This is a genomic window from Streptomyces sp. NPDC031670, from assembly GCF_055580545.1.
The window spans coordinates 95,343-121,451 of the sequence record NZ_JBVILC010000006.1; the positions used below are offsets into that span (position 1 = coordinate 95,343).

25 protein-coding genes are annotated in these 26,109 nt (G+C 70.9%); 8 read left to right on the forward strand and 17 right to left on the reverse strand.

Annotated features, from left to right (window positions below):
* Positions 1-7 precede the first annotated feature (7 nt).
* The 6 genes from ACZ5ID_RS13800 to ACZ5ID_RS13825 all read right to left on the reverse strand — a co-directional run bounded on the left by ACZ5ID_RS13800 (position 8) and on the right by ACZ5ID_RS13825 (position 5,770).
* A complete protein-coding gene (locus ACZ5ID_RS13800; protein WP_406550781.1) occupies positions 8-1,279 on the reverse strand; it encodes a cysteine desulfurase in 1,272 nt (423 codons plus the stop codon).
* Positions 1,276-2,040, reverse strand: coding sequence for a Fe-S cluster assembly ATPase SufC (sufC, locus tag ACZ5ID_RS13805; protein WP_468897112.1), 765 nt, complete (start codon positions 2,038-2,040; stop codon positions 1,276-1,278). The genes ACZ5ID_RS13800 and sufC overlap by 4 nt, the downstream gene beginning before the upstream one ends.
* 6 nt (positions 2,041-2,046) lie before the next feature.
* Complete coding sequence (locus ACZ5ID_RS13810) at positions 2,047-2,367, reverse strand: bifunctional 3-phenylpropionate/cinnamic acid dioxygenase ferredoxin subunit (protein ID WP_468897114.1); 321 nt, start codon at positions 2,365-2,367, stop codon at positions 2,047-2,049.
* A complete protein-coding gene (sufD, locus tag ACZ5ID_RS13815; RefSeq protein ID WP_468897116.1) occupies positions 2,367-3,548 on the reverse strand; it encodes a Fe-S cluster assembly protein SufD in 1,182 nt (393 codons plus the stop codon). The genes ACZ5ID_RS13810 and sufD overlap by 1 nt, the downstream gene beginning before the upstream one ends.
* Before the next feature lie 63 nt (positions 3,549-3,611).
* The gene (gene sufB, locus ACZ5ID_RS13820; protein WP_468897118.1) at positions 3,612-5,033 is read right to left on the reverse strand and encodes a Fe-S cluster assembly protein SufB; all 1,422 of its coding nucleotides are present in this window, start codon (positions 5,031-5,033) and stop codon (positions 3,612-3,614) included.
* Positions 5,030-5,770 (reverse strand): helix-turn-helix transcriptional regulator, encoded by a 741-nt coding sequence (locus tag ACZ5ID_RS13825; RefSeq protein WP_468897120.1) that lies wholly within the window; start codon positions 5,768-5,770, stop codon positions 5,030-5,032. The genes sufB and ACZ5ID_RS13825 overlap by 4 nt, the downstream gene beginning before the upstream one ends.
* 344 nt (positions 5,771-6,114) lie before the next feature.
* Between ACZ5ID_RS13825 and ACZ5ID_RS13830 the strand changes: the two genes are divergently transcribed.
* Genes ACZ5ID_RS13830 through ACZ5ID_RS13840 form a run of 3 tightly spaced genes read left to right on the forward strand, consistent with a single transcriptional unit; the run spans position 6,115 to position 8,871 of the window.
* Complete coding sequence (locus tag ACZ5ID_RS13830; RefSeq protein ID WP_468897122.1) at positions 6,115-7,041, forward strand: ABC transporter ATP-binding protein; 927 nt, start codon at positions 6,115-6,117, stop codon at positions 7,039-7,041.
* Positions 7,038-7,811, forward strand: coding sequence for an ABC transporter permease (locus ACZ5ID_RS13835; protein ID WP_468897124.1), 774 nt, complete (start codon positions 7,038-7,040; stop codon positions 7,809-7,811). Before ACZ5ID_RS13830 ends, ACZ5ID_RS13835 begins: the two co-directional genes overlap by 4 nt.
* Before the next feature lie 55 nt (positions 7,812-7,866).
* Complete coding sequence (locus ACZ5ID_RS13840; RefSeq protein ID WP_468897487.1) at positions 7,867-8,871, forward strand: COX15/CtaA family protein; 1,005 nt, start codon at positions 7,867-7,869, stop codon at positions 8,869-8,871.
* Here ACZ5ID_RS13840 and ACZ5ID_RS13845 read toward each other — a convergent pair.
* The 3 genes from ACZ5ID_RS13845 to ACZ5ID_RS13855 form a co-directional block, all read right to left on the reverse strand.
* On the reverse strand, positions 8,845-9,948 hold the full coding sequence (locus ACZ5ID_RS13845) for an amidohydrolase (RefSeq protein ID WP_468897126.1): 1,104 nt from the start codon (positions 9,946-9,948) through the stop codon (positions 8,845-8,847). The genes ACZ5ID_RS13840 and ACZ5ID_RS13845 overlap by 27 nt on opposite strands.
* 71 nt (positions 9,949-10,019) lie before the next feature.
* Positions 10,020-10,361 (reverse strand): hypothetical protein, encoded by a 342-nt coding sequence (locus tag ACZ5ID_RS13850; RefSeq protein ID WP_468897128.1) that lies wholly within the window; start codon positions 10,359-10,361, stop codon positions 10,020-10,022.
* Positions 10,362-10,452: 91 nt separating this feature from the next.
* Positions 10,453-11,406, reverse strand: coding sequence for a heme o synthase (locus ACZ5ID_RS13855; protein WP_468897130.1), 954 nt, complete (start codon positions 11,404-11,406; stop codon positions 10,453-10,455).
* 329 nt (positions 11,407-11,735) lie between these two features.
* On the opposite strand from ACZ5ID_RS13855, the gene tkt reads away from it, so the two are divergent.
* The 5 genes from tkt to pgl are packed head-to-tail and all read left to right on the forward strand — an operon-like array spanning position 11,736 to position 18,412.
* A complete protein-coding gene (gene tkt, locus ACZ5ID_RS13860; RefSeq protein ID WP_468897132.1) occupies positions 11,736-13,823 on the forward strand; it encodes a transketolase in 2,088 nt (695 codons plus the stop codon).
* A gap of 35 nt (positions 13,824-13,858) precedes the next feature.
* Complete coding sequence (tal, locus tag ACZ5ID_RS13865) at positions 13,859-14,977, forward strand: transaldolase (protein WP_468897134.1); 1,119 nt, start codon at positions 13,859-13,861, stop codon at positions 14,975-14,977.
* 12 nt (positions 14,978-14,989) lie between these two features.
* Complete coding sequence (gene zwf / locus ACZ5ID_RS13870) at positions 14,990-16,513, forward strand: glucose-6-phosphate dehydrogenase (RefSeq protein WP_468897488.1); 1,524 nt, start codon at positions 14,990-14,992, stop codon at positions 16,511-16,513.
* Positions 16,510-17,622 (forward strand): glucose-6-phosphate dehydrogenase assembly protein OpcA, encoded by a 1,113-nt coding sequence (gene opcA / locus ACZ5ID_RS13875; RefSeq protein ID WP_468897136.1) that lies wholly within the window; start codon positions 16,510-16,512, stop codon positions 17,620-17,622. Before zwf ends, opcA begins: the two co-directional genes overlap by 4 nt.
* Before the next feature lie 7 nt (positions 17,623-17,629).
* Positions 17,630-18,412: a 6-phosphogluconolactonase gene (pgl, locus tag ACZ5ID_RS13880; protein ID WP_468897138.1), complete on the forward strand. Its 783-nt coding sequence runs from the start codon at positions 17,630-17,632 to the stop codon at positions 18,410-18,412.
* Positions 18,413-18,493: 81 nt separating this feature from the next.
* Here pgl and ACZ5ID_RS13885 read toward each other — a convergent pair whose 3' ends face one another.
* From ACZ5ID_RS13885 to tpiA, 8 genes are all read right to left on the reverse strand, one after another.
* Complete coding sequence (locus tag ACZ5ID_RS13885) at positions 18,494-19,339, reverse strand: poly-gamma-glutamate hydrolase family protein (RefSeq protein WP_468897140.1); 846 nt, start codon at positions 19,337-19,339, stop codon at positions 18,494-18,496.
* 59 nt (positions 19,340-19,398) lie between these two features.
* Positions 19,399-20,967 carry a PH domain-containing protein gene (locus tag ACZ5ID_RS13890; protein WP_468897142.1) on the reverse strand — a complete coding sequence of 523 codons (1,569 nt, stop codon included), beginning with the start codon at positions 20,965-20,967 and terminating at the stop codon, positions 19,399-19,401.
* Positions 20,964-21,461 (reverse strand): PH domain-containing protein, encoded by a 498-nt coding sequence (locus ACZ5ID_RS13895; RefSeq protein ID WP_468897144.1) that lies wholly within the window; start codon positions 21,459-21,461, stop codon positions 20,964-20,966. The genes ACZ5ID_RS13890 and ACZ5ID_RS13895 overlap by 4 nt, the downstream gene beginning before the upstream one ends.
* A 4-nt stretch (positions 21,462-21,465) precedes the next feature.
* Positions 21,466-23,118, reverse strand: coding sequence for a glucose-6-phosphate isomerase (gene pgi / locus ACZ5ID_RS13900; protein WP_468897490.1), 1,653 nt, complete (start codon positions 23,116-23,118; stop codon positions 21,466-21,468).
* 68 nt (positions 23,119-23,186) lie between these two features.
* A complete protein-coding gene (locus ACZ5ID_RS13905; RefSeq protein ID WP_468897146.1) occupies positions 23,187-24,410 on the reverse strand; it encodes an MFS transporter in 1,224 nt (407 codons plus the stop codon).
* A 130-nt stretch (positions 24,411-24,540) separates the two neighbouring features.
* Positions 24,541-24,876, reverse strand: a complete 336-nt coding sequence (locus ACZ5ID_RS13910) for an RNA polymerase-binding protein RbpA (protein ID WP_003976875.1) — start codon at positions 24,874-24,876, stop codon at positions 24,541-24,543.
* A 109-nt stretch (positions 24,877-24,985) separates the two neighbouring features.
* On the reverse strand, positions 24,986-25,222 hold the full coding sequence (gene secG, locus ACZ5ID_RS13915; protein ID WP_190088918.1) for a preprotein translocase subunit SecG: 237 nt from the start codon (positions 25,220-25,222) through the stop codon (positions 24,986-24,988).
* 110 nt (positions 25,223-25,332) lie between these two features.
* Positions 25,333-26,109 carry a triose-phosphate isomerase gene (gene tpiA / locus ACZ5ID_RS13920; protein ID WP_468897149.1) on the reverse strand — a complete coding sequence of 259 codons (777 nt, stop codon included), beginning with the start codon at positions 26,107-26,109 and terminating at the stop codon, positions 25,333-25,335.

Sequence of the window (26,109 nt, forward strand, 5' to 3'; positions counted from 1 at the left end):
TCCACCCCTAGCCGAAGAAGTTCCGTACGTGCTCCAGACCGTCCACCAGGGCGTCGACCTCGGCAGGCGTGGAGTACAGATAGAAAGACGCTCGCGTGGTCGCGGGAATTCCGTAGCGCAGGCAGGCCGGGCGCGCGCAGTGGTGGCCCACGCGGACCGCGATGCCCTCCTCGTCGAGGACCTGGCCCACGTCGTGCGGGTGGATGTCACCGAGCGTGAAGGAGATCGCGGCGCCCCGGTCCTCGGCCGTGGTGGGGCCGATGATCCGCAGGTCCGGGACTTCCAGGAGGCGCTTGACCGCGTACTCCGTGATCGCGTGCTCATGCGCGGCGATCTTGTCCATGCCGATCGCCGAGAGGTAGTCCACCGCCGCGCCCAGGCCCACGGCCTGCGCGATCGGGGGCGTGCCCGCCTCGAACTTGTGCGGCGCCGGCGCGTACGTCGACGAGTGCATCGAGACCGTCTCGATCATCTCGCCGCCGCCGAGGAACGGGGGAAGGTCCTCCAGCAGCTCCTGGCGGCCCCACAGGACACCGATGCCGGTCGGGCCGCACATCTTGTGGCCGGTGAAGGCCACGAAGTCGGCCTGGAGGGCCTGTACGTCCAGCGGCATGTGCGGCGCGGCCTGGGAGGCGTCGATGCACAGCAGCGCGCCGACCTCCTGGGCGCGGCGGACGATCGCCTCGACCGGGTTGACGGTGCCCAGCAGGTTGGAGACCAGCGTGAAGGAGACGATCTTCGTCTTCTCGGTGATGATCTCTTCGATGTTCGAGAGGTCGAGGCGGCCGTCGTCGGTGAGGCCGAACCACTTCAGCTTCGCGCCGGTGCGCTGCGCGAGCAGCTGCCACGGCACGATGTTGGAGTGGTGCTCCATCTCCGTGATGACTATCTCGGTCTCATGGTCCACCCGGTAGGGCTCGTCGGCCCAGCCCAGCATGTTGGCGACCAGGTTGAGCGACTCCGAGGCGTTCTTGGTGAAGATCACCTCGTCACGGCTGGGCGCGTTGATGAACGCGGCGACCTTGTCGCGCGCGCCCTCGTACAGCGCCGTGGCCTCCTCGGCCACCGTGTACACACCACGGTGGACGTTGGCGTTGTGCCGCTCGTAGTACTCGTTGAGGGCGTCGAGCACCTGGCGGGGCTTCTGCGAGGTGGCCGCGCTGTCGAGGTACACGATCTTCTTCCCGTCGTGGACCACGCGGTCCAGGAGGGGGAAGTCCTTACGGATCGCCTCGCTGAGAAGATCGGACTCGGTGAGGAGGCCCGGCAGATGTGTCACTCGGATACGCCGCCCTTCGTGTAAGCCTCGTAGCCCTCGTTCTCCAGCTTGTCGGCGAGCTCGGCGCCGCCGGACTCGGCGATGCGGCCGTTCGCGAACACGTGCACGAAGTCGGGCTTGATGTAGCGCAGGATGCGCGTGTAGTGCGTGATCAGCAGCGTGCCGACCTCACCGGTCTCACGGACGCGGTTGACGCCCTCGGAGACGACGCGCAGGGCGTCGACGTCCAGGCCGGAGTCGGTCTCGTCGAGGATCGCGATCTTCGGCTTGAGGAGCTCCAGCTGAAGGATCTCGTGGCGCTTCTTCTCACCGCCGGAGAAGCCCTCGTTGACGTTGCGCTCGGCGAAGGCCGGGTCCATCTGGAGCTGCTCCATCGCGGACTTGACCTCCTTCACCCAGGTACGCAGCTTGGGGGCCTCGCCGCGCACGGCGGTGGCGGAGGTGCGCAGGAAGTTGGAGACCGAGACACCGGGGACCTCGACCGGGTACTGCATGGCGAGGAAGACGCCGGCGCGGGCACGCTCGTCGACGGCCATCTCCAGGACGTTCTCGCCGTCCAGGGTGACCGTGCCGCCGGTGATCGTGTACTTGGGGTGACCCGCGAGCGAGTACGCGAGGGTGGACTTGCCGGAGCCGTTGGGACCCATGATGGCGTGGGTCTCGCCCTGCCTCACGGTCAGGTCGACGCCCTTGAGGATCTCCCGGGGGCCGTTCTCGGCTTCCACGGTGACGTGCAGGTCGCGGATTTCAAGCGTTGCCATGGGGACTTAGTTCTCCTGGGATACGGAGACGAGCACATCGTCCCCTTCGATCTTTACGGGGTATACGGGCACGGGTCGCGTCGCGGGGAGGCCGGACGGCTTGCCGGTGCGCAGGTCGAAGCTGGAGCCGTGCAGCCAGCACTCGATCTGGCAGTCCTCCACCTCGCCCTCCGACAGCGAGACGTTGGCGTGCGAGCAGATGTCGTTGATCGCGAACACCTCGCCCGCCGTACGGACGACCGACACCGGCGTGCCGTCGAGCTCCACCCGCCTGGGGGTGTCCTCCTCCAGCTCGCTCAGTGCGCAGACGCGGACGAAGTCGCTCATCAGACGGACGCCTCCAGCTCCGCCTCGATCTTGGCGAGCAGGCGCTCCTCGACGTCCGCCACGCCGACCTGCTGGACGAGCTCGGCGAAGAAGCCGCGCACCACCAGCCGGCGGGCCTCGGTCTGCGGGATGCCGCGCGCCATCAGGTAGAAGAGCTGCTCGTCGTCGAAGCGGCCGGTGGCCGAGGCGTGACCGGCGCCGGCGATCTCGCCGGTCTCGATCTCCAGGTTCGGCACGGAGTCGACCCGGGCGCCGTCGGTCAGCACCAGGTTGCGGTTCATCTCGTAGGTGTCGGTGCCCTCGGCCTTGGCCTGGATGAGGACGTCACCGATCCACACGGCGTGCGCGCCGTCGCCCTGGAGGGCGCCCTTGTACACGGCGTGGGACTTGCAGTGCGGGGTGTTGTGGTCGACCAGGAGGCGGTGCTCCTGGTGCTGGCCCTTGTCGGTGAAGTACAGCCCGAAGAGCTCGGCCTCGCCGCCGGTGCCCGCGTAGGAGACGCGCGGGTGCAGCCGGACCAGGTCGCCGCCGAAGGTGACGACCACGGACTTGAAGGAGGCGTCCCGGCCGACCAGCGCGTTGTGCTGGGCGACGTGGACGGCCTTGTCGTCCCAGTCCTGCACGGAGACGACGGTCAGCTTGGCGCCGTCGCCGAGGACGAACTCCACGTTGGCGGCGAGCACCGCGTCACCGGTGTGGTCGATGACCACGACGGCCTCGGCGAACGCGCCGAGCTCGACGACCTGGTGCGCGTAGACCGTGCCGCCCTCGCCGTGCACGGCGATACGGATCGGCTCACTGAGGACCGTCTCCTTGGGGACGGTCACGACCGAGGCCTTCTCGAACGAGGAGTAGGCCTGGGCGGCGACCCGGTCCACCGGCGTGCCGGCCCGGCCGAGCCGGGCGTCGTCGCGGCCCACCGTCTCGACGGTGACGCCCTCGGGGGCGCTCACCTCGACGCGCAGCCCGTCGCCGGTCGCGACGGCGGTGCCGTCGTGCAGCCCGCGCAGCCGGTCCAGCGGGGTGAACCGCCACTCCTCCTCGCGGCCGTGCGGCACGGGGAAGTCCGCCACGTCGAAGGACGGGGGCGCGCTCATGCGCGTGGCGACGGTCGACTCTGCGGCCACCGCGATCGAGCCGGCGGTGGTGGAGCCCGCCGGGATGTTCTGAGCCTCAGCCATGGCTGTCGTAGTGCTCTCTTCCTAGATCAGTCTGCGTTCGCTGCTGCGGGGACGGTGGCGGTACTAGCCGACCGAACCCTCCATCTGCAGCTCGATCAGCCGGTTGAGCTCCAGGGCGTACTCCATGGGCAGCTCCTTGGCGATCGGCTCGACGAAGCCGCGCACGATCATCGCCATCGCCTCGAACTCCGTCAGACCTCGGCTCATCAGGTAGAAGAGCTGGTCCTCGGAGACCTTGGAGACGGTCGCCTCGTGGCCCATGGACACGTCGTCCTCGCGGACGTCGACGTACGGGTAGGTGTCGGAGCGGGAGATCGTGTCGACGAGCAGCGCGTCGCACAGCACGTTCGACTTCGATCCGGCCGCGCCCTCACCGATCTCGACCAGACCGCGGTACGAGGTGCGGCCACCGCCGCGCGCCACCGACTTGGAGACGATGTTGGAGGACGTGTTCGGCGCCATGTGGACCATCTTGGAGCCGGCGTCCTGGTGCTGGCCCTCGCCCGCGAAGGCGATGGACAGGGTCTCACCCTTGGCGTGCTCGCCCATCAGGTAGACCGCCGGGTACTTCATGGTGACCTTGGAACCGATGTTGCCGTCGATCCACTCCATGGTCGCGCCCTCGTACGCCACGGCGCGCTTGGTGACCAGGTTGTAGACGTTGTTCGACCAGTTCTGGATCGTCGTGTAGCGGCACCGGCCGCCCTTCTTGACGATGATCTCCACGACGGCGCTGTGCAGCGAGTCGGAGGAGTAGATCGGGGCGGTGCAGCCCTCGACGTAGTGGACGTACGCGTCCTCGTCCACGATGATCAGCGTCCGCTCGAACTGGCCCATGTTCTCCGTGTTGATACGGAAGTAGGCCTGGAGCGGGATGTCGACGTGGACGCCCTTGGGCACGTAGATGAACGAGCCGCCGGACCACACCGCGGTGTTCAGCGACGCGAACTTGTTGTCGCCGACCGGGATGACGGTGCCGAAGTACTCCTGGAAGAGCTCCGGGTGCTGCTTCAGCGCGGTGTCGGTGTCGAGGAAGATGACGCCCTGCGCCTCCAGGTCCTCACGGATCTGGTGGTAGACGACCTCGGACTCGTACTGGGCCGCGACACCGGCGACGAGGCGCTGCTTCTCCGCCTCGGGGATGCCGAGCTTGTCGTACGTGTTCTTGATGTCCTCGGGCAGGTCCTCCCAGGACTCCGCCTGCTTCTCCGTGGACCGCACGAAGTACTTGATGTTGTCGAAGTCGATGCCGGACAGGTCCGAGCCCCAGTTGGGCATGGGCTTCCTGTCGAACAGGCGCAGGCCCTTGAGGCGCAGCTTCAGCATCCACTCGGGCTCGTTCTTCTTCGCCGAGATGTCGCGGACGACGTCCTCGGAGAGCCCGCGCTTGGCGGTGGCACCCGCCGCGTCGGAGTCGGCCCAGCCGTACTCGTACGTGCCCAGGCCCTCGAGTTCGGGGTGGGCAGTCTCCGTGGGGAGAGTCATGCGGGGTTCCTCCCGGCCGTGCTTGTGGATGCTGTTTCGGTGTCGTGCGGGGTCTGTGGTGCGCTGTGCGGGATGAACGTCGTGCACACCCCGTCGCCGTGGGCGATGGTGGCCAGACGCTGCACATGGGTTCCGAGCAGGCGGGAGAAGAACTCCGTCTCCGCCTCGCACAGCTGCGGGAACTGCTCGGCGGCGTGAGCGACCGGGCAGTGGTGCTGGCAGAGCTGCTCGCCCCGTCCGGGGAGGGGCGCACTGCGCGCCGTAGCAGCGTACCCGTCGGCGGTCAAGGCCCTGGCCAGCGCCTCGGTACGCTCCTCGGGCGGCGCCGCCTCGACGGCCTCGCGGTAGCTCTCGGCCTGCGCCTCGACGCGGGCGCGCGCGAAGGCGACGACGGCCTCCTCGCCCGCGGACCGCTCGATCCAGCGGAGCGCGTCCACGGCCAGCTTGTCGTACGACTGGTCGAAGGCGTCCCGCCCGCAGTCCGTGAGGGCGAAGACCTTGGCGGGCCTGCCGCGGGTCCGCGCCCCGTACACCCGCTGCTCGCGGGCGACGACCACGTCGTCGGCCACCAGGGCGTCGAGGTGGCGGCGGACGGCGGCCTGGGTGAGTCCGAGGCGCTTCGCGAGGTCCGCGACGGTGGAGGGGCCGTGATCCAGGATGGAGCGCGCGACCCGGTTGCGGGTGGACCGCTCACCGGTCGCGATCTCCTCCTGCGGAGCCTCGCCGACGTTTTTCACAACACCATTGTTGCGTAATTCCTCAGAGCCTGACAAGCCACGTCCCGATCATCGAGCGGTGCGGTGCATCACTTAGGCATACCTAAGCTGACCTGCGGAAACGATCTCTGATCGATCACCTGACGGACCCGGGAACAAAGGCCCGCCCCCTGTGACCTCGGCGTATGACCGGCTCACCACCCCGCTCGCACCCCGGGAGTGGGCCTGGCGGGCGGGTCCGGCCGGGGCCCGCGCGGACCGTCCGGTGGCCGGAAATCTAAGGTCGCACATCCGCGCGTCCATGCCTCCGTACGACCCCCTCCCCCGGTCCGGAGCCCCGCGCGCGCTGCCTAGACTTGCCCGTCATGAAGAGCGAGTCCGTCGTCCAGGTCAGCGGCCTGGTCAAACGGTACGGATCGAAGACCGCCGTGGACGGCCTCGACCTGCGGGTCGCCGCCGGGACCGTCACCGCCGTCCTCGGTCCCAACGGTGCCGGCAAGACCACCACGATCGAGATCTGCGAGGGCTACCGCAGACCCGACGCCGGCACCGTCCGCGTCCTGGGCCTCGACCCGGTCACCGAGGCCGAGCGGCTGCGCCCGCGCATCGGGGTGATGCTCCAGTCCGGCGGCGTCTACCCCGGCGCCCGCGCCGAGGAGATGCTCCGCCACATGGCGAAGCTGCACGCCCAACCCCTCGACGTGCCCGCGCTCATCGAGCGCCTCGGGCTGGAGAGCTGCGGACGCACCGCCTACCGCCGTCTCTCCGGCGGCCAGCAGCAGCGCCTCGCCCTCGCCATGGCCGTGGTCGGCCGCCCCGAGCTGGTCTTCCTCGACGAGCCGACCGCGGGCCTGGACCCGCAGGCCCGCCGCGCCACCTGGGACCTGGTGCGGGAGCTGCGCGCCGACGGCGTCAGCACGGTCCTGACCACCCACTTCATGGACGAGGCCGAACAGCTCGCGGACGACGTGGTGATCGTCGACGCGGGCAAGGTCGTCGCCCAGGGCTCGCCCGAGGCGCTCTGCCGGGGTGGGGCCGAGAACACCCTGCGCTTCACCGGCCGCCCCGGGCTCGACCTCGCCTCCCTCCTCAAGGCGCTGCCCGACGGCACGGCCGCGGCCGAGCTCACCCCCGGCGCGTACCGCATCAGCGGCACCGTCGACCCCCAGCTGCTGGCCACCGTCACCTCCTGGTGCGCCCAGCACGGTGTGATGCCCGACGGCATCGCGGTGGAGCGCCACACGCTGGAGGACGTCTTCTTGGAACTGACCGGCAGGGAGCTGCGCCGATGAGTGTCGGTACCGGTACGTACACCCCGGACCCGGGGGCCGCGCCCGTCGGCCGCATGATCGGCGCGCAGACCGGGCTGGAGACGCGAATGCTGCTGCGCAACGGCGAGCAGCTGCTGCTCACCGTGGTCATCCCGACGCTGCTGCTCGTGCTGTTCAGCGGCGTCGACATCATCGACACCGGCGAGGGGAAGTCCGTCGACTTCCTCACCCCCGGCATCCTGGCGCTCGCCGTGATGTCCACCGCCTTCACCGGCCAGGCCATCGCCACCGGCTTCGAGCGGCGCTACGGCGTGCTCAAGCGGCTCGGTGCCTCGCCGCTGCCGCGCTGGGCGCTGATGACCGCCAAGACGCTGTCGGTGCTGGTCACCGAGGCCCTCCAGATCGTCCTGCTGACGGCGATCGCCTTCGCGCTCGGCTGGTCTCCGCACGGCAACCCGTTCGCGGTGCTGCTCCTCCTGGTGCTCGGCACGGCCGCCTTCTCCGGGCTCGGACTGCTGATGGCGGGCACCCTGAAGGCCGAGGCGACGCTCGCCGCGGCCAATCTGGTCTTCCTGCTGCTTCTGGTGGGCGGCGGGGTCATCGTGCCGATGGACAAGTTCCCCGGCGGCGTGCGGACGGCACTGGGGCTCCTGCCCATCTCGGCGCTCTCGGACGGGCTGCGGGACGTGCTCCAGCAGGGCGCCTCGATGCCCTGGGGCGACCTGGGTGTCCTGGCCGTCTGGACGGTCCTGGGGCTGGGCGCGGCGGCGCGGTTCTTCCGCTGGGAGTGAGGCGCGCGCAGGGGCGGCGACCCCTCGTGAAAACATGCACAAACGGAGCCCTACGATAGAGCCCATGCCGAACGTGACCCGAGCCGAAGCGGCTCAGGCGGTGCGCAACCCGCTCGCCTTCATCGCCGAACGGTGGACGCCGTCCCCGCGGACCGTCCAGCGCGCGGCGCTCGCCGCCGTCGTCATGGCCGTCGTCATCGTGGTGACCGGCGGCGCGGTGCGGCTCACCGGGTCCGGGCTCGGCTGCCCGACCTGGCCCAAGTGCACCGACCAGAGCCTGGCACCGACGGGCGAGATGGACTTCCACAGCGCCGTCGAGTTCGGCAACCGGATGCTGACGTACGTGCTCTGCGCGGCCGTCGGCTGGGCGATCGTCGCGGCCCGGGCCGCGAGCCCCTGGCGGCGCGGCGTCACCCGGCTGGGCTGGGCGCAGTTCTGGATCGTCATGGGCAACGCGGTCCTGGGCGGCATCGTCGTCCTGGTCGGCCTCAACCCGTACACCGTCGCGGCGCACTTCCTGCTCTCCACCGCGCTCCTCACGGTCGCGATGACGACCTGGCAGCGCGTCCGCGAGGGCGACGGCGCGCCGCGCCCGCTGGTCGGCAACGCCGTGATCCAGCTGACCTGGCTCCTGGTGGTCGCGGCGGGCGCGCTGGTCGCGGTCGGCACGGTAGTCACCGGCGCCGGGCGCCACGCGGGCGACTCCAGCGACGTGGACCGCATCCCGCTGAACTGGACGATGATCAGCCAGCTCCACGCCGACCTCGCGTGGGTCGTGGTGGCCCTCACGGTCGCGCTCTGGTTCGTCCTGAAGGCGGTCGACGCCCCGAAGGGCCCGCGCGACCGGGCCCGCGATCTGTTCCTGGTGCTGATGGGCCAGGGGATCATCGGTTACGTCCAGTACTTCACCAAGACTCCCGAGGCCCTGGTCGCGCTGCACATGCTCGGGTCCTGCCTGGTGTGGATCGCCGTGGTCCGGGTCCTGCTCTCGCTGCGCGAGCGCCCGCACACCGCCGTGCCGGTCCCGGCCCAGTCAGACCCCGCGCTCACCCGCGCCTGACAGCCCGTACACCCGCCGGGCGTTCCCCGCCCCGATCATCGCGGCGACCCGCTCGGCGTCGTTGCGCGCCCACGCCCCGTCGGCCACCCACGCCCCCAGCACCCGTCCCAGGGCGTGGGTGAACAGCCGCGCGCCCACCACGTGCAGTTCGGGCAGGCCGCGCGCGCCGCTGGAGTAGAGCAGCTTGCCGAACGGCGCCAGCTCCAGGAGCTCGGCCAGCACGTCCGCGGCGCGCGCGCCGGTGCGCACCAGGGCCGGCCCCACATCCGCGTACACATGCGGGAACGCGCTGGCCAGATGGGCCGCCTGGCGGTGGTACGGATAGCCGTGCAGCAGCACCAGGTCCGTGCCCAGGCCGCTGGTGGCGGCGGCGAAGGAGGCGAGCCCGCTCGCGTCGTCCATGCCCAGCCGCAGCTGGAGCGGGCGGCCGGAGGCGACCGCGCTCCACAGCAGGTGCCGCAGCAGCACCGGGTCCTCCAGCGGCTCCTGGATGCGGCGCCGGGTGAGCCAGCGCCCCGCCGCCCCGCGCACCTCGCCGGGGCCGGGCGGGGCCGGGTCGAGGTGCCGGCGTACGGCCGTCACGGAGAGGAAGGCGACGGCGGAGGCGGCGGCGGTGTGCACGGCCTCGGCGAGGTTGGCGAGGAAGGCGTCGACCGTGCCGGAGGTGTCGGCGACCTGCTCGGCCAGCGGTTCCAGCCGGACGATCTCATGGGCGTCGGCGGCCCCGGCGGCGGCCAGCTCACCGGGCCCGGTCAGATCGCCGGGCAGACTCGTGTCGACGAGGTAGGTGGACACGCCCGAGCCGCGCAGCAGCCGTCTGACGGTCTCCAGGACGCCCAGCTCGCGCCGGCGGGCGAGATAGCGGGCCGGGGTGCAGTGCGCCTCCAGGCCGAGCAGCGGCGGGCACCAGCGGCGCACCGCGAAGCCGGTCTGGGTGTCGAAGAACGTCGTGCCGGGGGCGGGCGGGGCTCCGGTCCTGCCGAGCTGCGTCTCGAACGTGCCGAGCCCCAGCTCGGTGCGGAGCACCCCGTGGCAGTACTGGTCCACCAGGTCCGGCTGCGGCACGGCGTCGATCATCCGGGGCTCCCTGGGTGGTGTGCTTCCACCTCACTAACGGGTGAGCCCCGGATGAGTGTTGCTGTTGCCGTTCAGCCGTTCTTAGGACCGCCGAGCTGGATGCCGGCCATCCGGCTCCACTCGTACCGGCCGGTCCTCACCTTGGCGGCGAACTCGCCGTCGAAGTCCTCGTGGAGGGTGATGCCGGCCTTCTCGACCGCGCTCAGCGCGATGGCGTGGCTGGGGGCCACCAGGTCGCCCCAGCCGCCGTCCTCGCCGACCAGCACGATCCGCGCGCCGCGCTGACCGATGTACGCGACCTGGCCCTCGGCGCCGCCGTGCTCCTTGGCGAAGTGGCCGATCTGCTTGGCGAGGCGCGCGGCCCGCCGCTCGGCCTTGGCGGCCTGCTTCTCGTCAACCTGGGTTTCTGCCATGTCCAGGATGCTACTCGCGAGTAGATCCAGATGCGACGGGAGGGCCCCGTGGCCTGTGCCACTGGACCCTCCGGTCACGAGGAGCGGGTGCCTACCGCAGGAACGGGTCCACCGCGACCGCCACGAAGAGCAGCGACACATAGGTGATCGACCAGTGGAACAGCCGCATCTCCTTGAGCTTCCCACCCGTCACGCCCGCCTTGGCGCGGTTCTGGAGGCCGTGCGCCTCCCACAGCCACCAGCCGCCGGAGACCAGCGCCACCGCCGTGTAGAACCAGCCGGTGTAGCCGAGCGGGGTCAGCAGCAGCGAGACGGCGACCATCACCCAGCTGTACGCGACGATCTGGCGGGCCACGACCCGGTTGGAGGCGATGACCGGCAGCATCGGGACGCCCACGCGCGCGTAGTCGTCCTTCACCTTCATCGACAGCGGCCAGTAGTGCGGCGGCGTCCAGAAGAAGATGACCAGGAAGAGGATGACGGCGGCCCAGGACATCGAGTCCGTGACGGCCGACCAGCCGATGAGGACCGGCATACAGCCCGCGATGCCGCCCCAGACGATGTTCTGCGCGGTGCGGCGCTTGAGGATCATCGTGTAGACGACCACGTAGAAGAGCAGCGCACCGAGGGACAGCGCGGCGGACAGCCAGTTGACGAGCAGTCCGAACCACAGCGTCGAGACGACCGCGAGGGTGATGCCGAAGGCGAGGCACTCGCGCGGCGAGACCATCCCGGTCACCAGGGGCCGCTGCGAGGTGCGGTCCATCAGCGCGTCGATGTCCCGGTCGATGTACATGTTCAGCGCGTTGGCGCCACCCGCCGAGAGGTAGCCGCCGACGGTGGTGGTCAGCACGAGCCACAGTGACGGAACGCCCTGCTCGGCCAGGAACATCACCGGAATGGTGGTGATGAGGAGCAGTTCGATGATCCGCGGCTTGGTCAGTGCCACGAACGCCTTGACGCGGGCCCCGAACGGCCGATGGGCCCCCGGGCTGGGAGTCAAGACGACCCCTGCGGGTCGGGACTCGACGGCCGTCACGCACACCCCTGACAGAGAATTCCCAGCAAGTCCCGGGGCAATCGGTCGGATGGGCCCGGACGTTCCGGGCAAGAGAACCCGGTGAAGACTTGCGCGTACCACGCCACTGTAGACGTTGCCCAGACGCGGCCCTTCGCGGGGGTGGGCTCGTGTTGGCGCCGGGTCGCGAAGACTGCGCCGTGAGGCGGAAGTGACCGGTCTTGGGCACTCTGGAGTGGGTGTCCCAACCCGTGGGCAGTCGAAAAAATGAGCGTTCCGGCGGGGGTAGGCTCGACAACGCCCGGTGCGCCCACAGTCACCGGGAACGAACATGTGGAGAGGAGCCCTGACCCAGGGTGAGCACCAAGCCGACCACCACAGACCTTGAGTGGACCGAACTGGACCAGCGGGCCGTAGACACCGGCCGCGTCCTGGCCGCGGATGCTGTACAGAAGGTCGGCAACGGCCATCCTGGTACGGCGATGAGCCTGTCCCCGGCCGCGTACACCCTCTTCCAGAAGGTGATGCGCCACGACCCGGCGGACGCCGACTGGACCGGACGCGACCGCTTCGTGCTGTCCGCGGGCCACTCCTCCCTGACGCTGTACATCCAGCTCTACCTGGCCGGGTACGGCCTGGAGCTGGACGACCTGAAGGCGTTCCGCACCTGGGGCTCCAAGACCCCGGGTCACCCGGAGTACGGCCACACCACCGGCGTGGAGACGACCACCGGTCCGCTGGGACAGGGTGTCGCCAACGCCGTGGGCATGGCCATGGCCGCCCGCTACGAGCGCGGCCTGTTCGACCCGGAGGCGGCCCCCGGCACCTCCCCGTTCGACCACTTCGTCTTCGCGATCGCGGGCGACGGCTGCCTCCAGGAGGGCATCTCCTCCGAGGCGTCCTCGATGGCCGGCCACCAGAAGCTGGGCAACCTGGTCCTGCTCTGGGACGACAACCACATCTCCATCGAGGGCGACACCGAGACCGCCGTGTCCGAGGACACGCTGAAGCGGTACGAGGCGTACGGCTGGCACGTCCAGCGCGTGGCCCCGAAGGAGAACGGCGACCTGGACCCGAAGGCGCTGTTCGAGGCGATCGAGGCCGCCAAGGCGGAGACCGAGCGCCCCTCCTTCATCGCGATGCGCTCGATCATCGCCTGGCCCGCCCCGCACGCGCAGAACACCGAGGCCGCGCACGGCTCGGCGCTCGGCGACGACGAGGTGGCGGCCACCAAGCGGGTGCTGGGCTTCGACCCGGAGAAGACCTTCGAGGTCGCCGACGAGGTCCTCGCGCACACCCGTGGCGCCCTGGACCGCGGCCGTGAGGCCCGCGCCGAGTGGGAGAAGTCGTTCGCCGCCTGGCGCACCGCCAACCCCGAGCGCGCCGCCGAGTTCGACCGGATCAACGCGGGCGAGCTGCCCGAGGGCTGGGAGGAGAAGCTCCCGGTCTTCGAGACCGGCAAGGGCGTCGCCACCCGCGCCGCCTCCGGCAAGGTCCTCCAGGCCCTGGGCGCGGTCATCCCCGAGCTGTGGGGCGGCTCCGCCGACCTCGCGGGCTCGAACAACACGACGATCGACAAGAACTCGTCGTTCCTGCCCGAGGGCAACCCGCTGCCGGAGGCCGACCCGTACGGCCGAACGATCCACTTCGGCATCCGCGAGCACTCGATGGCCGCCGAGATGAACGGCATCGCGCTCCACGGCAACACGCGCGTCTACGGCGGCACCTTCCTGGTGTTCTCCGACTACATGCGCAACGCGGTGCGTCTGTCGGCCCTGATGCACCTGCCGGTGACGTACGTGTGGACGCACGACTCCATCGGTCTGGGCGAGGACGGCCCGACCCACCAGCCGGTCGAGCACCTGGCCTCGCTGCGCGCCATCCCGGGTCTGAACGTGGTCCGTCCGGCGGACGCCAACGAGACCGCCATCGCCTGGCGCGAGATCCTCAGGCGCTACACCAAGGTGTTCGGCAAGGGCGCCCCGCACGGCCTGGTGCTGACGCGCCAGGGCGTGCCGACGTACGAGCCCAACGAGGACGCGGCCAAGGGCGGTTACGTCCTGTTCGACGCCGAAGGGGGCGACGCGCAGGTCGTGCTCATCGGCACCGGTTCCGAGGTCCAGCTCGCCGTCGAGGCGCGCGAGCAGCTCCAGGCGGCCGGTGTGCCGACCCGGGTCGTCTCGATGCCGTCCGTGGAGTGGTTCGAGGAGCAGGACCAGGCGTACAAGGACAGCGTCCTGCCGCCGTCGGTCCGGGCGCGGGTCGCGGTCGAGGCCGGCATCGGTCTGACCTGGTACCGGTACGTGGGCGACGCGGGCCGCATCGTCTCGCTGGAGCACTTCGGCGCTTCGGCGGACGGCAAGGTCCTCTTCAAGGAGTTCGGCTTCACCGCCGACCACGTGGCCGCCGCCGCCCGGGAATCTCTCGCCGCCGCCACGCGCTGACGCCGGTATACGAACTAGTAGGAGATGCATTTCTCATGACAGACGCACTCAAGCGCCTCTCCGACGAAGGCGTCGCGATCTGGCTCGACGACCTGTCGCGCAAGCGGATCACGTCCGGCAACCTGGCCGAGCTGGTCGACCAGTCGCACGTGGTGGGTGTCACCACCAACCCGTCGATCTTCCAGAAGGCGATCAGCCAGGGTGACGGCTACGACACCCAGCTCACCGACCTCGCGGCCCGCAGGGTCACCGTCGAAGAGGCCATCCGCATGATCACGACGGCGGACGTGAGGGACGCCGCCGACATCCTGCGGCCGGTCTTCGACGCGACCGAGGGCCAGGACGGCCGAGTCTCCATCGAGGTCGACCCGCGCCTGGCGCACGACACCCGGGCCACGGTCGCCGAGGCCAAGCAGCTGGCGTGGCTGGTGGACCGCCCGAACACGCTCATCAAGATCCCGGCCACCGAGGCGGGTCTGCCGGCGATCGCCGAGACCATCGGTCTGGGCATCAGCGTCAACGTCACGCTGATCTTCTCGCTCGACCGCTACCGCAAGGTCATGGACGCCTACCTGACCGGCCTGGAGAAGGCCAAGGAGCGCGGCCTGGACCTGTCGAAGATCCACTCGGTGGCGTCCTTCTTCGTGTCCCGGGTGGACACCGAGATCGACAAGCGGATCGACGCGCTCGGCACCGACGAGGCCAAGGCCGCCCGCGGCAAGGCCGGTCTCGCCAACGCGCGGCTCGCCTACCAGGCGTACGAGGAGGTCTTCTCCTCCGACCGCTGGGCGGCGCTCGACAAGGCGCACGCCAACAAGCAGCGTCCGCTGTGGGCCTCGACCGGCGTCAAGGACAAGGCGTACAAGGACACCCTGTACGTGGACGACCTGGTCGCACCCAACACGGTGAACACCATGCCGGAGGCCACCCTGGAGGCGACCGCCGACCACGGGCAGATCACCGGCGACACCGTCTCGGGCACCTACGAGCAGGCCCGCGCCGAGCTCGACGCCCTGGAGAAGCTCGGGATCTCCTACGACGAGGTCGTGCAGCTCCTGGAGGACGAGGGCGTCGAGAAGTTCGAGGGCGCCTGGAACGACCTGCTCAAGTCCACCGAGGCGGAGCTCAAGCGCCTCGCACCCCCGGAGGCGTAGATCTTGACTGCGATTCGCCCAGCGAATCCGCTTCGTGACGCCGCAGACCGACGGCTCCCGCGTATCGCGGGGCCGTCGGGCCTGGTGATCTTCGGTGTCACGGGCGATTTGTCCCGTAAAAAGTTGATGCCCGCCGTCTATGACCTCGCCAACCGCGGTCTGCTGCCGCCGGGCTTCTCGCTGATCGGCTTCGCCCGCCGCGAGTGGCAGGACGAGGACTTCGCCCAGGAGGTCCACGACGCCGTCAAGGCGCACGCGCGGACCCCCTTCCGTGAGGAGGTCTGGCAGCAGCTCATCCAGGGCATGCGCTTCGTCCAGGGCGACTTCGACGACGACGACGCCTTCGAGCAGCTGAAGTCGACGATCGCCGAGCTCGACAAGGCGCAGGGCACCGGCGGCAACTTCGCCTTCTACCTCTCGGTGCCGCCGAAGTTCTTCCCCCAGGTCGTCCAGCAGCTCAAGAAGCACGGGCTCGCCGACCAGAAGAACGGCGCCTGGCGCCGCGCGGTCATCGAGAAGCCCTTCGGCCACGACCTGGTCTCCGCGCAGGAGCTCAACCAGGTCGTGCACGAGGTCTTTCCGGCGGACGAGGTCTTCCGGATCGACCACTACCTCGGCAAGGAGACCGTCCAGAACATCCTGGCGCTCCGCTTCGCCAACACGATGTTCGAGCCGCTCTGGAACCGGTCGTACGTCGACCACGTCCAGATCACGATGGCCGAGGACATCGGCATCGGCGGCCGGGCCGGGTACTACGACGGCATCGGCGCGGCCCGTGACGTCATCCAGAACCACCTCCTCCAGCTGCTCGCGCTGACCGCGATGGAGGAGCCCGCCTCCTTCGACGCGGACGCGCTCGCGGCCGAGAAGACCAAGGTCCTGGGCGCCGTGCGGCTGCCGAAGGACCTGGGCTCCAACACCGTGCGCGGCCAGTACGCGGCCGGGTGGCAGGGCGGCGAGAAGGCCGTCGGCTACCTCCAGGAGGACGGGATCGACCCCAAGTCGAAGACCGACACCTACGCCGCGGTCAAGCTGGAGATCGACAACCGCCGCTGGGCGGGCGTGCCGTTCTACCTGCGCACCGGCAAGCGGCTGGGCCGCCGCGTCACCGAGATCGCGGTCGTCTTCCAGCGCGCCCCGCACTCCCCCTTCGACCACACGGCGACGGAGGAGCTGGGGCAGAACGCGCTGGTCATCCGGGTCCAGCCGGACGAGGGCGTGACCGTCCGGTTCGGCTCCAAGGTGCCGGGCACCTCGATGGAGGTCCGGGACGTGTCGATGGACTTCGCTTACGGCGAGTCCTTCACCGAGTCCAGCCCCGAGGCGTACGAGCGGCTCATCCTCGACGTCCTGCTCGGCGACTCCAACCTCTTCCCCCGCTTGGAGGAGGTCGAGCTGTCCTGGAAGATCCTCGACCCGATCGAGCAGTACTGGGACGCCCACGGCACGCCCGCGCAGTACGCGTCGGGCACCTGGGGCCCGGTCGAGGCGGACGAAATGCTCGCACGAGACGGACGGAGCTGGCGCCGGCCATGAAGATCGACCTTACGGACACCACGGCCAGCAAGATCAACAAGGCGCTCGTCCAGGGCCGCCGCGCCGTCGGCACACCCGCCGTCGGCATGGTCCTGACCCTGGTCATCGTCACCGACGAGGAGAACGCCTACGACGCGCTGCGCGCCGCTAGCGACGCCTCGCGCGAGCACCCCTCGCGCACCCTCGTCGTCATCAAGCGCGTCTCGCGCTCGCCGCGCGACCGCACCCAGTCGCGTCTGGACGCCGAGGTGCGGGTCGGCGCGGACGCGGGCACCGGTGAGACGGTGATGCTGCGGCTGTACGGCGAGGTGATCAACCACGCCCAGTCGGTGGTGCTGCCGCTGCTGCTGCCGGACGCGCCGGTCGTCGTCTGGTGGCCGGTGAACTCGCCGACCGACCCGGCCAACGACCCGCTGGGCGCCCTCGCCCAGCGCCGGGTCACCGACACCTACACCGCCGAACAGCCGCGGGAGGAGCTGACCGCCCGCGCCGAGACCTACACCCCGGGCGACACCGACCTGGCGTGGACCCGCATCACGCCCTGGCGTTCGATGCTGGCCGCGGCGCTCGACCAGGTGGCGTGCGAGGTCACCTCGGTCGAGGTGGAGGGCGAGGAGTTCAACCCGAGCTGCGAGCTGCTCGCCATGTGGCTCGCGGACCGCCTCGACGTGCCGGTGAAGCGCTCGCAGTCCTCGGGTCCGGGCCTGACCGCCGTACGGATGGAGACGGACTGCGGTCCGATCATCCTGGACCGCCCCGACGGCTCGCTGGCCACGCTCTCGATCCAGGGCCAGCCGGACCGCGCGGTGGCGCTCAAGCGGCGCGAGACGGCCGAGCTCATCGCCGAGGAGCTGCGCCGTCTGGACCCGGACGACACCTACGCCTCCGCGCTGAAGTTCGGCGTGGACCGGCTCGGCGAGCCCGCCGGCGAGAAGGCCCCGGCCACCTCCGGGTCCGCTTCCGGCGGGGCGTCCAAGGGTGCGGACAAGTCGGACGGCTCCGACGGTTCGAAGGCTTCGGATGCTTCGGATGCCTCGGGTGACGCGAACGGTTCGGACGCCAAGCCCGCCGCGAAGAAGGCCCCGGCCAAGAAGGCGGCGACGAAGTGAGTGCGAAGTGAGTACCCCTCAGCTCGTCGTGCACCGCGACAAGGAGCTGATGGCGCAGGCCGCGGCGGCCCGGCTGATCACGAAGGTCGTGGACGCCCAGGCCGCCCGCGGTTCGGCGTCGGTGGTCCTCACCGGGGGCCGCAACGGCAACGGGCTGCTCGCGGCCCTCGCCTCCTCCCCGGCCCGGGACGCGGTCGACTGGTCGCGGATCGACCTGTGGTGGGGTGACGAGCGCTTCCTGCCCGAGGGCGATCCGGAGCGCAATGTCACCCAGGCCCGTCAGGCGCTGCTCGACGCGGTGCCGGTCGACCCGGAGCGGGTGCACGCGATGCCCGCCTCCGACGGCCGGTACGGCAAGGACGTCGACGCCGCCGCCGCGGCCTACGCCGAGGAGCTGGCCGCCGCGGCCCGCCCCGGCGACCACGGCGGGGTGCCGACGTTCGACGTGCTCATGCTGGGAGTCGGACCCGACACCCATGTGGCGTCGCTCTTCCCGGAGCTGCCCGCGGTGCGCGAGACCGAGCGGACGGTGGTCGGGGTGCACGGCGCGCCCAAGCCGCCGCCGGTGCGGATCTCGCTGACGCTCCCGGCGATCCGGGCCGCGCGTGAGGTGTGGCTGCTCGCGGCGGGCGAGGACAAGGCGCGTGCCGCGGCCATCGCCCTGTCCGGCGCGGGCGAGGTGCAGGCCCCGGCCGCGGGTGCGTACGGCCGTGGCCGGACCCTCTGGCTGCTCGACTCGGCGGCGGCCTCCCGGCTGCCGCGCGCGCTGTACCCGCCGGCGTCTCCCTGACACCGGCGCCGCTGGCCGGAAGGGCCCGGTCCACCTCCTGGTGGACCGGGCCCTTCCGTGTGCGGTGTGCCGGGGCGGGTGTCAGAGGATGATCTGCTCGCCGCCGGACGCCTCCAGCCGGGCGATGGCGGTACGGACCGCCGCCACGAAACCGTCGTAGACGGGGGTGGTGCTGGTCGCGCGGCCCGCGATGGTGTTCACGGTGAACATGGACTTGCGCAGCTCGGTGGTGATCTCCAGCTGGGCGCCCTTGCCGAGGAGGGTCCGGTTGCAGATGTTGGACGGCTCGACGCCCGCGAGGTCCGGCTCGGTCGAGCCGTCGATGGTCTGGAACCCGGCGGCGCGCAGCGCGTCGTGGAGATACGTCTTGAAGGTGCCGTTGAGACCGCCGACCACGACCGCCTCGGGCCGGGTGCTGGGCGCCCCGGCCTGGGTGGCGGTGCAGCCGTGCAGACTGACGACGTTGAGGTTGGCGGCGGCGATGGACAGGGCCACCTTGTCGTCGCAGTTCTTCGACGTCACATGCAGCTCGCTGTTGTCGCTGCTGCGGATCGCCTCGAACATCCAGTAGTCGTACGCCGGGCCGCCCTTGGCCACCAGGGTGGCCGGGTCGTATCCGGCGATGCCCAGGCAGAGTTCCGAGGTGCCGCCCTCGATGCCGCCGCCGTGCAGGGCGAGGACGGCGGTACGGCCGTACCGGACGGCCGTCTTCTGGTCGCTGTCGAGCTGCTCGTGGCGCTTGTAGCGTCTGGCGAAGTCGGTGCCCTCCTTTCCGGCGAGCTGGGTGTAGAGGTCGGTGTTGGAGTCGTAGAGGTCGTTGGCACCGGTGGCGTGGGCGGCGCTCGCGCCGAGCCCGATCGTCAGCGGACCGGCGACGGTGGCGGTGGCGAGGGCGGTGAGGATCGTACGGCGGCTGGTAGTAGTCATGTACGCAATCATCCTTGGGCCGTACGGGCGAACGGCCGCGGGGCTGCCCTCCGGCCCTGTCAGCGCGCTTCGGCCGATTCGTCCGGCCCCGGCCGCCGTATCAGGAACGGTTCCAGGAGGCCCGGGACCGCCTCCGCCGCGAAGGCCAGCCCCTCGGCCTCGGCGGCGTCCCGGACCGAGTACGCACCGGCGCCCGCGGCCGTCGTGGCGGTCAGCGTGAGGAGCCCGGCGCGGCGCTGGAAGACGGACTGCTTGACCGTCCAGCCGATGACGCCGCCGCGCTGGAGGGCGACGGTGGCCCGGCGGACCGTACCCGAACGGGCCACCAGATAGGCGCCGTCGACGCCGTGTCCCAGGCTCCGGTACGCGTCCAGGGCCAGGGCCACCGCGAGCGGCACCCCCAGCGCCGCGACCCCCGCCGCCCCGTACAGCAGGACCGGGCTCAGCGCCGCCGCGAGCAGGGCCTGCAGCGCCACCGGGAGCAGGACGGCGAGCAGGGCCCACCGCACCCGGCGGGTCCGGGCCGCGGGCGGATGCGGGGTCAGGGCGGCGCCGGTCGGGGCGGCCGGCTCGCGCAGCACCCGGGCGGCCACCTCGGCGGCGACCGCCCGGGGCGCGGGCGGCAGCAGGGTGTTGTGGTCGGCGTGCTCGTCGTCCTCGCCGCGGGCCAGCCCGGTGGCGATCGCGTCGAGCCGGGCCGCTCCGCAGAGCCGGACGCCCAGCGGCTCGACCAGTTCCACGCCCCGCAGTCTGCGCTCCTCGATGGAGAGGGAGCGGGAGGTGAACAGGCCCCGGCGCACCCGCAGGGTGCCGCCCGGCTCCCGCTCCAGGCGGTAGTTCCACCACATCTCGACCCAGAGGCCGAGCGCCCCGGCCACGCCCACGACCAGCGCCAGGGCCACGACGGCGAGGACGGCCCAGCCGAGCGGGGTGTCCCGGAAGCGGTCCCCGGCCCAGTGCAGCACCTCGTCCTGGACACCGAACCAGTCGCTGAGCTGCAGCAGTCCGCCCAGCGCGGCCCCGGCGAGGGCCGGCGCCACGAACGACACCGGCGCGTACCGGATCCAGGCCGTGTCGAGCGCCGCCAGCTCGCCCGTGCGGTCGGCGCCGTCGGGCCCGGGGGCCTCGCGGGCGAGCAGCACCCGCCGCAGCCGTTCGCCCTCGGCCCGGCTGACCGGGTCCAGTTCGAGGGTGGACTCGCCGCCGCTGTGCTCCCCGGTGCCGATCCTGACCTTGACCAGGCCGAGGACGCGCAGCAGCACGTTGGCGGTGAGGTCGACGCTGCGGATCCGCTCGCGGGCCAGCGAGCGGCGCTTCACCAGCAGCAGCCCGGTGTGCAGCTCGGCCCGCTCGGGGCCGATCCGGTACCGGGTGCGGCGCCAGCCCACGTATCCGGTGAGGGCGCCGGCGGCGAGCGGTAGCACGAGCCAGCCGAAGAGCACGGCGACGGCCCAGCCGCCCGACACCCTGCCCAGCATGGCGAGTGCCGTGGGCAGCCCGGCGCCGACGGCGAGTCCGGCCCCCAGGGCGGTGAAGACGAGCACCCGCCGCCGGTCCAGCCGGAGCCAGAGGTCGGCCGGGCCGGGTGCCTCGGCGGAAGCGGCGGCGTCCGGGGCGCCGCCGCTCATGTGGCGTCCCCCGGGGTCGCCCCGGTGATCCTGGTCAGCCGTTCGGCCAGTTCGGCCGCCACCTCGTGGTGCAGGCCGGTGATCCTCAGGGCGCCCTTGGCGGAGGCGGTGGTGACGGTGACCGTGGCCAGCGCGAACGACCGCTCCAGCGGGCCGCGCACGGTGTCCACGGTCTGGATCCGGGACATCGGCGCGATCCGCGACTCACGCCAGAAGTACCCCGTCCGTACGTACACCGCGTCGTCGGTGACCTCCCAGCGGTGCACCCGGTACCACCACGGGGGCAGCAGGGCGGCGCAGAGCGCGCCCACCGCCGCGAGCCCGGCCGCCGCCGCGAGCAGCCAGAGCCGGGCGGGGGCGATGAGCACGCCGAGGACGGCGAGGACCACCGCCGGCACCGCGGTCAGCGCCAGCCACTGCGCGCGCCACCAGCGGACGGCCGCCGGGTCGAGCGCGTTCCTCGGCGGTCTCAGCACCACCCCCTGCCCCGCCATGGCCTCACCGGCCCCGCAGCGTCCGGTACTTGGCGACGAGTGCCTTGCTGGACCCGTCCAGGCCCGGCACGTCCGCCCCCTCGGTCAGCGCGGGCTCGACGCGCTTGGCGAGCACCTTGCCCAGCTCCACGCCCCACTGGTCGAAGGAGTCGATGTTCCAGATCGCGCCCTGGACGAACACCTTGTGCTCGTACAGCGCGATGAGCTGGCCGAGGACGGACGGCGTGAGCTCGCGCGCCAGGATGGTGGTGGTGGGGTGGTTGCCGCGGAACGTCTTGTGCGGCACGAGCTCCTCGGCCACGCCCTCCGCCCGGACCTCCTCGGGGGTCTTGCCGAAGGCCAGGGCCTGCGTCTGGGCGAAGAAGTTGGCCATCAGCAGGTCGTGCTGGGCGACCAGGCCCGGCAGGAGGCCGGCGACCGGCTCGGCGAAGCCGATGAAGTCGGCCGGGATGACCTTGGTGCCCTGGTGGATCAACTGGTAGTACGCGTGCTGCCCGTTGGTGCCGGGGGTGCCCCAGACCACCGGGCCGGTCTGCCAGTCGACCGGGTTGCCGTCGCGGTCCACCGACTTGCCGTTGGACTCCATGTCGAGCTGCTGGAGGTAGGCGGTGAACTTCGACAGGTAGTGGCTGTAGGGCAGCACCGCGTGCGACTGGGCGTCGAAGAACGCCCCGTACCAGACGCCGAGCAGACCGAGCAGGAGCGGCGCGTTGGCCTCGGCGGGGGCGGTGCGGAAGTGCTCGTCGACCAGGTGGAAGCCGTCCAGCATCTCGCGGAAGCGGTCCGGGCCGATCGCGATCATCAGGGAGAGGCCGATCGCGGAGTCGAACGAGTAGCGCCCGCCGACCCAGTCCCAGAACTCGAACATGTTGGCCGTGTCGATGCCGAAGTCCGCGACCTTGCCGGCGTTGGTGGACAGCGCCACGAAGTGCTTGGCGACCGCTTCCTGATCGGCCCTCAGTTCGGTGAGGAGCCAGTCGCGCGCCGAGGTGGCGTTGGTGATCGTCTCGATCGTGGTGAAGGTCTTGGACGCGACGATGAACAGCGTCTCGGCCGCGTCCAGGTCGCGGACCGCCTCGTGGAGGTCGGCGCCGTCGACGTTGGAGACGAAACGGACCGTCAGGCCCCGGTCGGTGAAGGCGCGCAGCGCCTCGTACGCCATCGCCGGACCGAGGTCGGATCCGCCGATGCCGATGTTGACGACGTTCTTGATGCGCTTGCCGGTGTGGCCGGTCCACTCGCCGGAGCGGACGCGGTCGGCGAAGGCCGCCATCCTGTCCAGGACGGCGTGCACGCCCGGCACCACGTCCTCGCCGTCGACCTCGACGACCGTGCCGCGCGGGGCGCGCAGCGCGGTGTGCAGCACCGCGCGGTCCTCGGTCGTGTTGATCTTCTCGCCGCGGAACATGGCGTCCCGCAGCCCCGCCACGTCGGCGGCGGCGGCCAGCTCGCGCAGCAGCCGCAGGGTCTCGTCGGTGACGAGGTGCTTCGAGTAGTCGAGGTACAGGTCGCCGACCGTCAGGGTGTACCCGGTGCCGCGGCCGGGGTCGGCGGCGAACAGCTCCCGCAGATGGGTGTCCCCCAACTGCTCGCGGTGCTTGCCCAGCGCGGTCCACTCGGGCATCCGGTTGAGCCTGGTACGGCTTTCTGCGTTCATCTGTGACATCAGCCCACTTCCTCGTACTCACGTACGTACCTGCCCCGCTGCCCCTCCAACCTAGTTGATCAGGACGTAAGGGCAGGAATCAGAGCGGCCACGGCGGCCAGGAACAATCCGGACGCCACCAGGGCGGGGGTGTTGAGCCCCCAGGAGGAGGCCGCGGCCCCGCCCAGCAGCGCGCCCAGCGGTGCCCCCGCCACGGCGAGCGTGCGGAAGGCCGCGCCGGTGCGTCCCAGCATGGCCTGCGGGGTGCGCTCCTGCATCAGGGTCACCTGGTTGACGTTCCACACCATTCCCATCACCCCGAACACCGCCATCGCCGCGATCGATACCCACAGTTCCCGTATGGACCCCATCGCGGCCAGGCACACCGTCTGGAGCGCCCCCGCCAGGAGCACGCTCCTCATCCGGCCCAGCCGGCGCGCCAGCCGGGTGGCGAGCAGACCGCCGGCCGCGCTGCCCGCCCCGTACGCCGCGATCGCCGCCGCGTAGCCGCCGTGGCCGGCGTGGAGCCAGCCGGTGATGTGCAGGACCAGGGTGGCGACGAGGGCGCCCACGCCGATGTTGCAGAGCGTCGTGGCCACACAGAGCACCCGCAGGCTCCGCTCGCCCCACAGCGCGCGCAGGCCCTCGGCCGTTTCGGCGCGCAGGGTGGAGCCGGGCTCGCGGGCGGGCCGCTCGGGCGCAGCCGTGCGCAGCGAGGCCACCAGCGCCGCCGCCAGGGCGAAGGTGAGCGCGTCCGCCACGTACGGCACGCCGTCGCCCGCCGTCAGGAGCAGGGGCACCAGGGGCGCGGCGAGGAAGCCGCCGGCCAGCTGCTGGCCGGTCATCAGCCGGGCGTTGGCGCGGCCGAGCGCGGGCCGCGGCACCAGCGCGGGCAGCAGGGCCGTCGCCGCGTTGTCGAAGAGCGTCTCCAGGGCGGTGAGCGTGAAGGCGAGCGCGATCAGCAGGGCTATGGAGGCGTGCCCCAGGGCCACCGCGACGGCGAAGGCGGCCATCAGCGCGCCGCGCGTCAGGTCGACCGCCCACATCGCCCGGCGCTGGTCCACCCGGTCGGCGACGGCGCCACCGAACAGCCCGAAGAGCAGCCAGGGCAGGAAGCCGCACGCGGTGACCAGCGCGACCAGCATCGGATCGGCGGTCAGGGAGGCCGCGAGCAGCGGCAGCGCGGCGGTGCGCAGCGAGTCGCCGAACCGGGAGACGACGGCGGCCGACCACAGCCGCCCGAACCCCCCGCGCCACGCGGGCGCCTCGGCCACCGCCCCGACGGCGCTCTCCAGTGCTGCCACAACTCCCCCAGGTGATCGACTGATTCACACGGTAGGGGGAGCCACTGACAATCCGCCGTGACCTGCGGTGACGGCGCAAACCGAAGGGCCCGGCGCGCGAACTCGGGTTCGCCCGCCGGGCCCTTCGCCGTCAGATCTCGCCGCGAAGCTTGGCGAGCGCCTCCGCGAGGATCGCCTCGCCGTCCGCGTCACTGCGCCGCTCCCGCACATAGGCGAGGTGGGTCTTGTACGGTTCCGTGCGCGGCGGGTCCGGCGGGTTGTCCCGGTCCTGGCCGGCCGGGAAACCGCAGCGCGGGCAGTCCCACGTCTCCGGAACCTGTGCGTCACTGGCGAAGCTCGGCTGCGTCTCGTGCCCGTTCGAGCACCAGAAGGAGATGCGCAGACGCGGCGCGGACTCGCCACGCTCCGCCTCACCCATCGGCCCCGCTCCGACCCGGCTTCCCCGGATCGCGTTGCCACTTGCCACGGTCGTAACTCCCTGCGTGATGGTGCTCGAAGATGCCCCAGTCTACGTAAGGCCCAACGCGCGTCCAGCGATTGTGGTTACACCCGCCCCGGAACGCGGAGACGACAGATCAGTTGTCCAGCTTCATCAGCAGACCGAGAACGACAATGCTCGCGAACCACAACAGACCGACCACGACGGTGATGCGGTCGAGGTTGCGCTCGGCGACCGAGGAACCGCCGACGGACGACTGCATTCCACCACCGAACATGTCGGAGAGGCCGCCGCCCTTTCCCTTGTGCATCAGCACCAGCAGCATCAGCAGCAGGCTGAAGACGATCAGGGCAATCGAAAACCCGACAATCACGGCTGGACCAACTTCCTAGGACTGATATGGCGACGGGGGCCGGGGGGACGTATTCCATAATCCCGAGCCCGGCCCCCGCAAGGGTACGACGGATCCGCGCTACCGCATACTCACTGGTCGCGGAAGCGGACGATCTTGACGAACTCGTCGGCGTCCAGTGCCGCGCCGCCCACGAGGGCGCCGTCCACGTCCGGCTGCGCCATGATCGCGGCCACGTTCGAGGCCTTGACCGAGCCGCCGTACTGGATGCGGACCTTGTCGGCCAGCTCCTGCGAGTAGAGCTCCGCGAGACGGCCGCGGATCGCCCCGCACACCTCCTGGGCATCCTCGGGCGTGGCGACCTCGCCGGTGCCGATGGCCCACACCGGCTCGTACGCGATCACGACGGACTCGGCCTGCTCGGCCGGGACGTCCTTGAGGCCGCCGTCCAGCTGGGCCAGCGTGTAGGAGACCTGGTCACCGGCCTTGCGGATGTCCAGGCCCTCGCCGACGCAGAGGATCGGGGTCAGACCGTGCTTGAACGCGGCCTTGACCTTGGCGTTGCAGAGCTCGTCGCTCTCGTTGTGGTACTGGCGGCGCTCGGAGTGGCCGACGGCCACATAGGTGCACTTCAGCTTGGCCAGCATGGCGCCCGAGATCTCACCGGTGTAGGCACCGGAGTCCTGCGCCGAGATGTCCTGGGCGCCGTACTTGATCTTGAGCTTGTCGCCGTCGACCAGGGTCTGGACCGACCGCAGGTCCACGAAGGGCGGCAGGACCGCGACCTCGACGGCGTCGTAGTCCTTGTCGGCCAGGGCGAAGGCGAGCTTCTGGACGTGCGCGATGGCCTCAAGGTGGTTGAGGTTCATCTTCCAGTTGCCGGCCATCAGCGGCATACGCGTGGTCAC

Coding starts and splice junctions, on each gene's coding strand:
- ACZ5ID_RS13895 (WP_468897144.1), bottom strand. CDS start 21,461: ATGGCGGGGCAGGGGGTGGTGCTGAGACCGCCGAGGAACGCGCTCGAC.
- ACZ5ID_RS13830 (WP_468897122.1), top strand. CDS start 6,115: ATGAAGAGCGAGTCCGTCGTCCAGGTCAGCGGCCTGGTCAAACGGTAC.
- ACZ5ID_RS13835 (WP_468897124.1), top strand. CDS start 7,038: ATGAGTGTCGGTACCGGTACGTACACCCCGGACCCGGGGGCCGCGCCC.
- ACZ5ID_RS13845 (WP_468897126.1), bottom strand. CDS start 9,948: ATGATCGACGCCGTGCCGCAGCCGGACCTGGTGGACCAGTACTGCCAC.
- ACZ5ID_RS13850 (WP_468897128.1), bottom strand. CDS start 10,361: ATGGCAGAAACCCAGGTTGACGAGAAGCAGGCCGCCAAGGCCGAGCGG.
- sufD (WP_468897116.1), bottom strand. CDS start 3,548: ATGGCTGAGGCTCAGAACATCCCGGCGGGCTCCACCACCGCCGGCTCG.
- tal (WP_468897134.1), top strand. CDS start 13,859: ATGACAGACGCACTCAAGCGCCTCTCCGACGAAGGCGTCGCGATCTGG.
- ACZ5ID_RS13890 (WP_468897142.1), bottom strand. CDS start 20,967: ATGAGCGGCGGCGCCCCGGACGCCGCCGCTTCCGCCGAGGCACCCGGC.
- sufB (WP_468897118.1), bottom strand. CDS start 5,033: ATGACTCTCCCCACGGAGACTGCCCACCCCGAACTCGAGGGCCTGGGC.
- ACZ5ID_RS13885 (WP_468897140.1), bottom strand. CDS start 19,339: ATGACTACTACCAGCCGCCGTACGATCCTCACCGCCCTCGCCACCGCC.
- pgi (WP_468897490.1), bottom strand. CDS start 23,118: ATGAACGCAGAAAGCCGTACCAGGCTCAACCGGATGCCCGAGTGGACC.
- sufC (WP_468897112.1), bottom strand. CDS start 2,040: ATGGCAACGCTTGAAATCCGCGACCTGCACGTCACCGTGGAAGCCGAG.
- opcA (WP_468897136.1), top strand. CDS start 16,510: ATGAAGATCGACCTTACGGACACCACGGCCAGCAAGATCAACAAGGCG.
- ACZ5ID_RS13810 (WP_468897114.1), bottom strand. CDS start 2,367: ATGAGCGACTTCGTCCGCGTCTGCGCACTGAGCGAGCTGGAGGAGGAC.